This window comes from Pseudonocardia sp., from assembly GCF_025465255.1.
GTDB lineage: Bacteria > Actinomycetota > Actinomycetes > Mycobacteriales > Pseudonocardiaceae > Pseudonocardia.
The window spans coordinates 19,970-31,649 of sequence record NZ_JAODNI010000136.1 but is presented as its reverse complement, the minus strand read 5'-3'; the positions used below and the strand labels follow the sequence as shown (position 1 = coordinate 31,649).

Sequence of the window (11,680 nt, the reverse complement as noted above, 5' to 3'; positions counted from 1 at the left end):
CGGCGGGGACCGGGCCGTCGGCGACCGGCGCGATCGTGTCCAGCAGCTCGGCGACCCGCCGCGCGTGGTCCTCGGCGTCGCGCCGCAGCGCCACGGCGCGCTCCGCGTCCGCCGCCCGCGCCTGGCGGGCGGCGTCCAGCTCTCGGACCAGCGCCGCGTCGGCGACCAGGGCCTCGTCGAGCTGCACCTCCGCCCGCCGGGCCCGGAGCTCCTCGATCTGCTCGCGCAGGGCGGCGAGCTCGGTGTCCGCGCGTTCCCGGACGGCGTGCGCGGCATCGAACTCCGCCAGCCGCTCCGCGTCCAGGACGACGCCGGACTCCTGCAGCTCCGCGACCGCGTCCCGCAGCGACGCCAGCCGGCACGCCGGCTCGAACGCCCGGACCCGCTGGGCGGCCTCCGCGCTCGCCCGGGCCGCCACCTCCCGGTCCCTGGTCAGCGCCGCCGCCCGACGTTCGAGCCGGGTGATCTCGGTGGCGAGGTCCGCGACCTCCCCGGCCCGGGACATGCGTTCCCGGACCTGGCCGTCGACCGTCTCGTACTGCGTCATCGCCTGCCGCAGGGCGACGGACTTGCTGTTCCTGTTCGTCTTGAACAGGCCGTCCGCCTCGGCGTCGAGCTTGTCCAGCAGCGCCCGGACGTCCCGGCCGCTGCGCGCGGTGAACACGAGCTCGGCCAGGTCGCCGCCGCCCTCGCAGAGCCGTGCGCCCCCCGCCCGGAGCTCGGCGTGCCCGAGCCCGAAACCCTGCCGCCAGCGCCGCCGCGCCTCGGCGCCACCGGGCCCCCACGGGGCGTCGACGGGCTCGTCGGTCTCCGTGGTGGCGAGCCCGCGCGTGGTCCGGCGGACGCACAGCTCCCGGCCGTCGACTTCGGTGTCCGCGGCGAGCGCCAGCCGCGCCGACGAGAACGCGTAGTTGTGCCGGATCGGCTTCGGGAAGCCCCACAACAGGTCCGACAGCGCGTCGAGCAGCGTGGACTTGCCCGCCTCGTTCGGCCCGGTGACGAGCGTCAGCCCGGGGCCGAGCAGCAGCTCCCGCCCCTCGTGCGGGCCGTACCGCTCGAGGACGAGGCGCCGGATCCGCATGCCGCTCAGCCCGCGGCCCGCGCGTCGCCCGGGTCCGCGCGCACCGGCCCGGCCAGGTGGGCCAGCAGCTCCTGCTCGGCGCGGCGGGCGAGCCCGCTGAGCCGGTCGGCGTCGCGCAGGTCCAGCAGGCCGGCCCCGCGCAGGCGGCGGCCGACCTCCTTCTCCAGCGGCAGCGCGAAGGCGGCGGCCCGTTCGGGGTCCGACACCAGCTCGGCGGCGGCGACGGCGATCGCGTCCGCCAGGTCCGGGTCCACGGGCCGGCCGCCGTCGTCCGCGGCGGGGCGGGTCCGGTTGCGCACCTTCTCCACCGCCGCACCGGCCTTCTCGGCGAGCAGGTCGATCTCGGCGCGCAGCCCCTCGGCGTCCAGCAGGGAGGCCGCGGCCGGGGAGGCGCCGTCCAGCGTCACCCGGGCGACGACGGGCCGGGACCCGGCGTCGACACAGGCGGTGCGCAGGGCGGCGTCCACCACGGCCAGCACCTCGTCCATGTCCCGGGCCAGTCCGAGGTCCAGCCGCAGGTGCTCCCAGCGCGCCACGTCGCAGACCGTGTGCCGCAGCTCCGCGCGTCCCCCGGTCTCGACGTCGACGACCAGGGCGCCCTTCGCCCCTGTCTCCCGCGGGTGCCGGCCCTGGAGGTTCCCGCTGAACGCGGCGACGTGGCGGCCGTCGCACACGGTGCGGCGATCGTGCACGTGGCCGAGGGCGAAGTACTCGTACCCGCAGGTCGCGAGGTCCTCCGGGGCGCACGGGGCGTAGGAGTCGTGCCCCTCGGCGCCCTGCACCGAGGTGTGCAGCAGCCCGACGTTGACCAAGCCCGGGATCGCGTCCGGATAGGCTGGGACCAGGTTCTCCAGGACCGCGCGGTGGGCGAAGCCCTGGCCGTGCACGGCCAGCCCCAGGTCGTCGAGCGTGACCGTCTCGGGGCGCTCCGTGGAGAGCCGGTGCACGTTCGGCGGCAGCCGCAGCGAGCGGGTGATCTCGCTCTCCGCGTCGTGGTTGCCGTTGATCAGGAAGACCGGGACGCCCTCGTCGTGCAGGCGGCTCATCTGCCGGACGAAGAACTGCCCGGTCGCGTAGTCCTTCCAGTTCCCGTCGTAGACGTCCCCGGCCAGCAGCAGCGCGTCCGCCTCGTCGTCCACCACGAGGTCCACGAGGTTCTCGCACGCGCGGCGGGTGGCCCGGCGCAGGGTGTCCGCGAGCTCGGAGTCCCCCAGCCGGGACAGGCCGAGCAGGGGGCTGTCCAGGTGGAGATCGGCGGCGTGGACGAGACGCAAGCGGGGTCCTCTCCTCGTGCGGCACGGGTCCGGACGGGCGAATGACACCTGTGCAATTTCGCCGCGTTCGGAGCGTATACCGCCCCACCGACAAGCTCCGTCGCGTGCCTGACGCCACGCCGCCCACCCCTGGGCCCGCGCGGCTGCCGAATGCGACACTGGCGATTGGGCCGCCCTTCCGAGGGGATTCCACGCACCAGGGCTTCCGGTTCTCCGATCAGTGCCGATCTCCACGCCGATCCGAGCCCCCCGAAGCAGGTCCCGGCCGTGCACGTTCCTCACCGTGCCGGGACCCGTCACCTGGAGACGACGCGATGATCCTGATCTGTGAGCGCTGCTACGCCCCGATCGACGTGGAGCGCGAGGAGCACGTCACCTACGCCCACATCGACCGCGCGCTGCGGGACGGCACCGTGCTGTGGGTGCGCTCCGCGGTCCACACGGCACCCTGCGGGCAGGACGCCCCGGGACGGTCCCCCGGTGAGCGCCCGGACGCCGGCGAGTGGGACGCCTCCCGCCGCGGCTTCTCCCCGGCCGCCGCGGCCTGGATCGCGGATCGCTCCCCCCGCGACCGGCACAGCCCCGACGCGAACAGCCCGGACCGGAACAGCACTGATCGGAACAGCACTGATCGGAACAGCACAGCGCGACCGGCACAGCACACGCCGCGCCGACCGGCCGGGCGGCGGCGGAAATAGGGGGGTCCCGCGCACCCTCCTAGGGGTGTCTCCCGACGCGGTCCACCGCCTAGGGCGGAATGCTTCGCGGGGTCAGAGCCGTGCCGGTGCCCCGGCCCCCGGACTCCGCGATGAGGACTCCGCCTGGAGGGGACCATGCGCGCGCCCGCACTTCCGCACGAACCGAGCCCGGCCGTCCCGCCACCGCGGGCACCGGTCGACGGCCAGCCGGACCAGGACCTGCTCGACCGGCTCTCCGCCGGCGAGCGGAGCGCCTGGCGCGAGGTGACCACCCGCTACGACCGGCTGGTCCGCTCCCGGGTCCGCACCTTCCGGCTGCAGGACGCCGACGCGGACGACGCCGTCCAGTCCACCTGGCTGCGACTGGCCCAGAACGCCCAGCACATCCAGGATCCGCGGCGGCTGCCCGGCTGGCTCTCCACGGTCGCCGGGCGGGAGTGTCTGCGGATCCTGGACCGGTCCGCGCACGCCGGCGTCCCCGCGGACGACGCGGGCGTGTGCCTGCCGGACCCGCGGCCCGGGCCCGAGCAGTGCGCGATCGACCAGGAGGCCGCCCGCCTGATGCGCGAGCTCGTCGCCGCGCTCCCGCGGCGGCGGCAACTCCTGCTCGGCGCGCTGTTCGCCGACGAGCCGTGGTCCTACGAGCGGATCAGCGCCGCGACCGGGATCCCGACCGGCAGCATCGGCCCCACCCGCGCCCGCGCGCTGGGCCAGCTCCGGGCGCTCATGGCGGTCTGAACGCCACCCGATCTCCCGGCAGGAAGCGGGGGCAGGGGCTCGGCGGCGGGTGGAGGGGTCCCGCCGGCGAGCCCCTGGTGCGTCCTTCAGGCCACGCCGGCCGCGCGCACGTGGATCGCCCCCGCCTGCACCCGGGTCCGCACGCCGAGCTTCGCGAGGATGTGGGTCACGTGGATCCCCACCGTCTTCTCGCTGATGAAAAGCCGCTCGCCGATCTCCCGGTTGGTGCGGCCCTCGGCGATCTCCTCCAGTACCTCGCGTTCGCGGACGGTCAGGGCCTCGATCCCGGCCGACGGCCGGGCCTCCCGTTCCGGCGCGGGCGCCACGACGGCGTTCGGGTCCGGGAGGCTGATCCGGGCCCGGTGCGCCAGGTCCTCCACCTCGGCCCGGAACGGCCCCGCGCTGAGCGCGACGGCGGTGCGGTGCGCCCGCCGCAGCGCCTCGGCGGCCGCCGACGAGCGGGTCCGCCGCTCCAGCAGCGCCTCGGCCTGCCGCAGCCGCCCGTAGGCCGCCGGATAGGGCTGGTCGCCGCGCTCCCAGTGTTCCGCGACGCCCTGCCACATCCCGGGATCCGACGCCCCGGACGCGCGCGCGTCCTCCGCCCGGCACATCAGCACGAACGCGCCGACCCCCTCGCCGACCAACGGGACGGCGTCGCGCGCCCGCCGGTCCAGGTCCTCGACGTGCCGGCGCAGCCGCTCGACGGCCGCGGCGCCGGGCCGCGGACGGTCCAGCCGGACGGTCTCGGCGTAGGCCCGCAGCCCGTGCCAGACGAGCGGGGCCACCAGCCACACGTCGTCCGAGCCCTGGTCGACGATGTCGAGGCCCGCGGCCACGTCGTCGAGCGCGTGGTCCGGGCGGCCCCGGAACATGTCCAGCCCGGCCTGCAGCGTGAGCAGCGGGATCCGCCAGCGCGGGCCGGCGGTCGCGCGGGCGAGGACCTCGACGGCGTCGAGGTCCTCCTCGGCCCCGGAGAGGTCGCCGCGGCCGATCCGCAGCTTGCAGCGGGCGAGCCGGACGTCCAGGGCCTCGCTGCCGCTGGGCCAGGCGGACCAGCCCTCCTCGATGGCGGCCATCGCCTCGTCCCAGCGGCCGAGCCGGAAGAGCCCGTTGGCCGCGACCGCGAGCAGCCGCACGCCGTAGGTGCGGCCCAGCCCCAGCTCGTCGAGCCGCTTCGCCCCGGCGAGAGCCACGTCCACCCCTGCGGACATCTGGTTGAGCGGGCCGGACAGCAGGTCCGCGCGCTGCTCGAAGGCCCGCCCGAGCACGGCCGGGTTCCCGCTGCGCTCGGCCACCCGCAGCCCCTCGGCCAGAGCCTCCGCGCCGGCCACCGGGTCCTCGAGGTAGGCCAGGCTGAACCCGAGGGTCACCAGGACCCGCGCCTGTTCGTCGAGCGCCCCGGCGGCCCGGGCCAGCCGCAGCGCCCGCTCGGCCTCGGACCTGGCCGCGGTGAAGTTCCCGGCCTGCAGGAGGGACTCCGCGTGGCCGGCGAGCACGGACGCCCGCGCGGACTCGCCGCCGCGTTCGGGCAGCAGGTCCGCGCCGCGCCGGTAGGCGAGCTCGGCCTCGGTGCCGCGCCCGGCGGCGAGCAGGTACCGGCCCAGCCGGGAGACGAGCACGGCGCCGTCCAGCCCGTCCGGCCCCGCCTCCAGCGCCGGGGCCAGCCCGAGCCGCTCCCGCATCGCGGTGATCGCACCCTCGTGCTCCCCGGCCAGGTGGGCGGCCTCGGCGGCCCGGTCCAGGGTGGCGCCGCGGTCCAGCGCGGGGCCCCGGCCCGCCTGGACGGCGCGCGGCGCCGCATCGCCGTCGTCGAGCAGGTCCGCGGCGCGCCGCCAGTGCCGGAACGCCTCCGCGTAGCCGCGCACCCGCTCGGCCGCGCCGGCCGCGACGGCCGACGCGACCAGCGCGCGCTCCCGGTCCCCCGCCCGTTCCCAGTGGTGGGCGAGCAGCGCGGACGTACTGTCGTCGTCCGGGTGCAGGTCCGCGAGCCCGGCGGCGAACCGCCGGTGCAGCTCGCGGCGCTCGCCGGGCAGCAGGGCGCCCACGACGACCGCCGTGGTCAGGCCGTGGCGCAGCCGGTAGCCCTGCACCGCCTCGTCGACGACCGCGGTGCCGTCCTCCACGGCCGCGCGCACGGCCGCGTTGAGCTCGCCGCCGAACGTCGAGGCGACGTGTTCGAGCAGGTCGTGGGGCATCGCGGTGCCGCCGATCGCGAGCACCCGCACGACGTCCTGCGCGGCGGCGGGCAGCGCGGTGACACGCGCCAGCACCATCTCGCGCAGGGTCCCGGAGAGCGCCATCGGGTCTCCGTCGCGCACCGCGCGCAGGGTCTCCTCGGCGATGAACGCGTTCCCGTTCGAGCGCTCCCAGACCAGGTCCGCGATGTCGACCGGCTCGCCGGCCACGGTCGCGCTCGTGGTGCCGTGCGCGGCGACGATCTCGCCGACGGCGTCGCGGTCCAGCGTGTCCAGCCTCCGGACCCGGACCCGGCTGTGCCGCCGCAGGCCGGCGAGCGTGCCGGTCCACCCGGTGTCCCGGTCCCCCGATCCCGTCCGGTACGCGCCGACGACGAGGATCCGCTCGTCGACGAAGCCGCCGAGCAGGTAGGCGAGCAGGTCCCGGGTGGAGCTGTCCGACCAGTGCAGGTCGTCCAGGACGACGAGGAGCGGTGCGGTCCCGGCCAGCTCCGCCAGTACCCGGAACACGAGGTCCAGCGGATGGACGGGCGACGCCTCCCCCACCTCCCCGGGCGGGCCCGCGACGATCCGCAGGCGCGCGAGATCGGCGACCCACGGACGGACGACCTCCGCGACGCCCGGCGGCGGGTTCCGGAGCAGCGTGCGGAGCCCGATGGCCAGCGGGAGGAACGGCGGCGGATCGGCCACGTCGACCGCGCCTCCGCAGAGGACGAGCGCTCCCCGGGCCGCGGCCGCGGCGGCCAGCTCGCCCATCAGCCGGGACTTGCCGACGCCGGCCTCGCCCCCGAGCAGGGCGACCGCCGGGCTGCCGCCCTCGGCGCGGCCCAGCAGGTCCAGCAGGCGCGCCATCTCCACCGACCGCCCGACCAGGGGGACGGGCGCACCGGAGGTCACCCTCCGTACCGTAGGCAGTCGCCGACCGCGGGTCCAGCGACTCGGCGGACCCGCCCGCGGCGCCTCGACCCCGCTGTGCCGGCAGTGCGCCGTACGCAGTGCCGCCTCCGCCCGTCGCCACGGGCCGCCCCCCGTCCGCCCTACCGCCACCACCTGCAGAGACCTCGCCGGAGTCCGGTGATACCGCCGGCCGTCCGCGAGCGGGAAATCCGGTCGACGGCGTCGCGGTGACGCCCCAGACTCGGGTCCCGTGACCGCCGTCGATGCCCCGCCCCCGACCGCCCTGCCCCCGACCCCCGCGTCCTCGACCGCCGGGCCGGGCGTGCAGCTGCGCACGTCCACCCGCGACGACCTGCCGGCCATCGCCCGGCTCGACGGCCGCGCCTTCCACTGGACGCTCTCGGCCGAGGACGTCGAGCACTACGGGCGCGAGCTGTTCGACCCCGGGAACTTCGTGCTCGCCCAGGAGGGCGCCGAGCTCGTCGGCGCGACCGGCGGGTACGACTTCGCCGTCCGGATGCCCGGCGGCGCGGCCGTGCCGGCGAAGGGCGTCACCTGGGTGTCGGTCGCCGCAACCCACCGCCGGCGCGGGATCCTGCGGTCGCTGATGCGCGAGCAGCACCGGCGGATGATCGCCGACGAGCTCGCGGTCTCGCTGCTCACCGCGAGCGAGGCGGGCATCTACGGCCGGTTCGGCTACGGCCCGGCGACGGTGCGGCACGCCGTCCGGGTGACCCGCCCGGGCACGACGTTCCGCGCGGACGTCCCGGATCCGGGCGGCGTGCGCTACGCCGAGACGGACGAGATGCGCACCGTCGCGCCCCCGCTCCACGCGCGCTGGCACGCCACCACCCCGGGCGCGCTCGACCGGTCGGCGGGCTGGTGGGCGACCCTGCTCGCGGACAAGCCGGCCAAGCGCGGCGGGGACTCCGCGCTCTACCACCTCGTCCACGCGGACGGCTACGCCTCGTACCGCATCGCCGAGGCGGACGGCGGCCGCGTCTGCCGGGTGGTGGACCTGGTCGCGGTGAGCCGGGACGCGTACGTCGCGCTCTGGCGGGTGCTGCTCGGGCTGGACCTGCTGAGCGCCGTCACCGCCGAGGTCGCGCCGGACGACGCGCTGCCGCACCTGCTCACCGACCCCCGGCGGGTCCGCACCGAGGGCCGCTACGACGGCGTGTGGGCCCGCATCCTCGACGTCCCGGCGGCGCTGTCCGCGCGGACCTACGGCACCGAGCTGGACGTCGTGCTCGAGGTCGACGACCCGTTCCTCGGCCGGGGCGGCCGGTTCCGGCTGCGCGGGGGCCCCGACGGGGCGGTCTGCGAGCCGGCCTCGGCACCGCCGCACGTCCGGCTCGGCGTCGCGGCGCTGGGGTCGCTCCTGTTCGGCGGGTTCCGGGCGTCGTCGCTGGCGCGGGCCGCGCTGGTCGAGGCCGCGGACCCGGCTGTCCTGCGGCGCGTCGACACCGCGTTCACCGCGGAGCGGGAACCCGAGTACGGGACGGACTTCTAGCGGGCCGGCGCGCGGCCCGCCGCGGCCGTCCCGCACACGGCCAGGACCAGCACGGACGCCGTCACGACGAGCATCGGTGCCACCCAGCCGCCCGCGGCCTCGTGCACGGCGCCGACGACCGTCGGGCCGAGGGCGGCGACCGTGTAGCCGCCGCCCTGCACGAGCGCGGACATCTGCCGGTTCTCCGCGAGGTCGCGCGCCTTGCGGACGATCAGCGAGAAGATCACGGTGATCCCGCCGCCCTGCGCCGCCCCGCCGACGGCGCACCAGACCGCCCAGCCGGCGGGGAACAGCAGCAGGCCCAGCGGCAGCGCGAGCCACGCGGCGCAGACGATCAGCACGGTCACCCGCGGCCCGCGGAACGCGCGGAGCAGCAGCGGGACGCCGAACGCGCCCGCGAGCGCCGCGATCTGGAAGACCGACGAGCTGACGCCCGCCTGGGACGCGTCCATCCCGAGCTCGTCGCGCAGCAGCAGGGGGAGCCAGGCCGTGACCCCGTAGTAGGCGAAGGCCTGCCCGGCGAACGCCGCGGTGAGCGCCCAGGTCGCCGGGCGCCGCCACCACACGGGGCCCTCCCGGACGTCCTCGGCGGACGGCGCGTCCGGGGAGTCCGGGGCCGGTCGGGACCCGCCGGAGCGGGTCGCGCGCCACCACACGAACGCCGCGATCAGGATCATCGCGCCCCAGGCCGCCAGCGCGGCCCGCCAGCCGATCGCGCCGGTGATCGGCACGGTGAAGGACAGCGTGATCATCGAGCCGACGTTCAGGGCGGCCGTGTACATGCCGAGCACCGCGCCCGTGTGCCGGCGCAGGTCCCGCCCGATGACGACCGGCACGGCGACGTTCCCGACGGTGATCGCCGCCCCGATCAGCAACGTGCCGGCGATCGCGAGCGGCAGCCCGTCCAGCGAGCGGACGACGGTGCCGACGAGCAGCAGCGCGAGCGAGACCAGCACCCCGCGGGCCAGCCCGACCCTGGCCAGCAGCGCGGACGCGAGCGGGGTGGCGAGGCCGAAGCACAGCACGGGGAGGCTGGTCAGCAGGCCGGCCGTCCCGGCGCCGATCCCCAGGTCCGCGCGGACGGTGTCCAGCACGGCGGACACGGCGACGATCGGGGCGCGCAGGTTCAGCGCCAGCAGCAGGATGGCGACGACGAGCAGGACGGACGCCCCCGACCAGCGGTGTCGTGGCGGGGTCTCGGCACGGTCGGTGGTGGTGGGCGCGCTGGTCACTGCCGCCATGTTCCACCGCGCAACCGTCGCGCGTCCCGCGGAGGTGACCCGCACAACCGCCCCGACCGCGTCACAACCATCCGGGTTGCCGGTGACCCCCTCCAGGATTGACAAGGTGACTTGCCGGTACTGCAATGGCCGGCGTGGACGAGGACGTGCTGGCCGAGGTCGGGCCCCGGTTGAAGCGCCTCCGCAAGGCGCGGGGTGCCACGCTCGGCGCCCTGGCCGAGGCGACCGGCATCTCGGTGAGCACCCTGTCCCGGCTCGAGTCCGGCGGGCGCAGGCCGAGCCTGGAGTTGCTCCTGCCGATCGCGCGCGCCCACCAGGTGCCGCTCGACGAGCTGGTCGGCGCGCCGCCCGTCGGTGATCCGCGGGTCCGCACCGAACCGGTCACCCGCGGGGACCGGACCATGCTGCCGCTGACCCGACGCCCCGGCGGGCTGCAGGCGTACAAGCTGGTCATCCGTCCCGGGAACCCCGACCGCGAACAGCGCACGCACGAGGGCTACGAGTGGCTCTACGTGCTGAACGGGCGGCTGCGGCTGCGGCTGGAGCGCCACGACGTCGTGCTGGAGCCCGGCGAGGCGGCCGAGTTCGACACCCGGGTCCCGCACTGGTTCGGCCCCGCGGCAGACCGGCCCGTCGAGATCCTGAGCCTGTTCGGACCGCAGGGCGAGCGGATGCACACCCGCGCCCGGCCCCGTGCCCGGGAAACCGGTCAGGAGCCGTAGACGTCCGGCGTGCCGTCTGCGTCCGAGTCCACCTTCTCCTCGGCGCTGAGCCGCGCGTACACCCGGCTGCGGATCCGCAGCACGATCGTCGCGAGCAGTGCCGCGATCAGCGAACCGGCCAGCACCCCGATCTTCACGTGGTCGTCCGCCGCGCTGCCGGTCCCGAAGGCCAGCTCCCCCACCAGCAACGAGACGGTGAACCCGATCCCGGCGAGGATCGCGAGGCCGAACACGTCCCACCAGCTCAGGCCCTCGGCGAGCTGCGCCCGGGTGAAGCGCTGCACGAGCCAGGTCGACCCGAGGATGCCGATCGTCTTGCCCACGACGAGACCGGCCACGATCCCGGCGGTCACGCCGTCCAGCACCGGCCCGCCGGCGTCGACGACGGACACTCCCGCGGCGAAGAACGCGAACACGGGCACGGCGAACCCGGCGGAGAGCGGGCGGAACCGGTGCTCGAAGTGCTCGGCGAGTCCCGGCCCCGGGCCCTCCGCCCGGCGGATCACCGGAACGGTGAACCCGAGCAGCACCCCGGCGACCGTCGCGTGCACCCCGGACGCGTGCACCAGCGCCCAGGCCACGGCGGCGAGCGGCAGCAGCAGCCACCAGGAGCGCACCCGGCGCTGCACCAGCAGCGCGAACGCGGCGATCGGGAGCGCTGCGAGCAGCAGCGGCGCGGGGCGCAGTTCGTCGGTGTAGAAGACCGCGATGATCGTGATGGCCAGCAGGTCGTCGACCACGGCGAGGGTCAGCAGGAACGTCCGCAGGGCGGACGGCAGGTTCCGGCCGACGACCGCGAGCACGGCCAGGGCGAACGCGATGTCCGTGGCGGTCGGGACGGCCCAGCCCACCAGGTTCTGCGGCGACCCGAGGTTGACCAGCGAGTAGAGCACGGCGGGCACGATCATCCCGCCGACGGCGGCCGCGACCGGGAGCGCGCCGCGCCGGGGGTCCCGCAGGTCCCCGGCCACGAACTCGCGCTTGAGCTCCAGTCCCGCCACGAAGAAGAAGATCGCGAGGAGCCCCTCGGCGGCCCAGGTGGCGAGGGTGAGGTCCAGGTGCAGCGCGGCCGGCCCGACGCGCAGGGACCCGAGCGCGGCGTACGTCTCGCGCCAGGGGGAGTTGGCCCAGACCAGCGCGACGAGCGCGGCCCCGACGAGCAGCGCCCCGCCGACGGTCTCGGCGCGGAGCACCTCGGCGATGCGGCGGGCCTCGGGCCAGGACCCGCGGCCGAAGAGGCGGGGGGACGGGGCGGTCATCGGGAGCTCCTGCGGTTCGGCGGCACGACGGAACGACCGCCGACCAGACTTCCCGGCACGCC

General features: G+C 76.4%; 9 protein-coding genes. 4 read left to right on the top strand and 5 right to left on the bottom strand.

What is annotated here, in order from left to right; genetic code table 11:
- Both JWP64_RS16640 and JWP64_RS16635 read right to left on the bottom strand, forming a co-directional pair.
- Window positions 1-1,081 (bottom strand): AAA family ATPase (locus tag JWP64_RS16640; protein WP_297497697.1); only part of this gene is annotated, 1,081 nt, incomplete at its 3' end.
- 5 nt (window positions 1,082-1,086) lie between these two features.
- On the bottom strand, window positions 1,087-2,355 hold the full coding sequence (locus JWP64_RS16635) for a DNA repair exonuclease (protein WP_297497694.1): 1,269 nt from the start codon (window positions 2,353-2,355) through the stop codon (window positions 1,087-1,089).
- Between the two features lie 314 nt (window positions 2,356-2,669).
- On the opposite strand from JWP64_RS16635, the gene JWP64_RS16630 reads away from it, so the two are divergent.
- Together JWP64_RS16630 and JWP64_RS16625 are read left to right on the top strand one after the other, a co-directional pair.
- The gene (locus JWP64_RS16630; RefSeq protein WP_297497692.1) at window positions 2,670-3,053 is read left to right on the top strand and encodes a hypothetical protein; all 384 of its coding nucleotides are present in this window, start codon (window positions 2,670-2,672) and stop codon (window positions 3,051-3,053) included.
- A 135-nt stretch (window positions 3,054-3,188) separates the two neighbouring features.
- Window positions 3,189-3,791 carry a sigma-70 family RNA polymerase sigma factor gene (locus JWP64_RS16625; RefSeq protein WP_297497689.1) on the top strand — a complete coding sequence of 201 codons (603 nt, stop codon included), beginning with the start codon at window positions 3,189-3,191 and terminating at the stop codon, window positions 3,789-3,791.
- An 86-nt stretch (window positions 3,792-3,877) separates the two neighbouring features.
- Here the strand turns inward: JWP64_RS16625 and JWP64_RS16620 are convergent, their stop codons facing one another.
- Window positions 3,878-6,883 (bottom strand): AAA family ATPase, encoded by a 3,006-nt coding sequence (locus JWP64_RS16620; RefSeq protein ID WP_297497686.1) that lies wholly within the window; start codon window positions 6,881-6,883, stop codon window positions 3,878-3,880.
- 250 nt (window positions 6,884-7,133) lie between these two features.
- Between JWP64_RS16620 and JWP64_RS16615 the strand changes: the two genes are divergently transcribed.
- The gene (locus tag JWP64_RS16615) at window positions 7,134-8,396 is read left to right on the top strand and encodes a GNAT family N-acetyltransferase (protein ID WP_297497683.1); all 1,263 of its coding nucleotides are present in this window, start codon (window positions 7,134-7,136) and stop codon (window positions 8,394-8,396) included.
- On the opposite strand, the gene JWP64_RS16610 is transcribed toward JWP64_RS16615, so the two are convergent.
- On the bottom strand, window positions 8,393-9,628 hold the full coding sequence (locus JWP64_RS16610; protein WP_297497680.1) for an MFS transporter: 1,236 nt from the start codon (window positions 9,626-9,628) through the stop codon (window positions 8,393-8,395). The genes JWP64_RS16615 and JWP64_RS16610 overlap by 4 nt on opposite strands.
- A 143-nt stretch (window positions 9,629-9,771) precedes the next feature.
- Here JWP64_RS16610 and JWP64_RS16605 point away from each other — a divergent pair, with 143 nt between their 5' ends.
- Window positions 9,772-10,359 (top strand): helix-turn-helix domain-containing protein, encoded by a 588-nt coding sequence (locus JWP64_RS16605; RefSeq protein WP_297497677.1) that lies wholly within the window; start codon window positions 9,772-9,774, stop codon window positions 10,357-10,359.
- On the opposite strand, the gene nhaA is transcribed toward JWP64_RS16605, so the two are convergent.
- Window positions 10,347-11,618 (bottom strand): Na+/H+ antiporter NhaA, encoded by a 1,272-nt coding sequence (gene nhaA, locus JWP64_RS16600; protein ID WP_297497674.1) that lies wholly within the window; start codon window positions 11,616-11,618, stop codon window positions 10,347-10,349. The genes JWP64_RS16605 and nhaA overlap by 13 nt on opposite strands.
- Between the last annotated feature and the right edge of the window lie 62 nt (window positions 11,619-11,680).

What these genes read in the sequence shown, in the direction of transcription:
- JWP64_RS16625 (WP_297497689.1), top strand. Translation starts at nt 3,189, where the DNA reads ATGCGCGCGCCCGCACTTCCGCACGAACCGAGCCCGGCCGTCCCGCCA.
- nhaA (WP_297497674.1), bottom strand. Translation starts at nt 11,618, where the DNA reads ATGACCGCCCCGTCCCCCCGCCTCTTCGGCCGCGGGTCCTGGCCCGAG.
- JWP64_RS16630 (WP_297497692.1), top strand. Translation starts at nt 2,670, where the DNA reads ATGATCCTGATCTGTGAGCGCTGCTACGCCCCGATCGACGTGGAGCGC.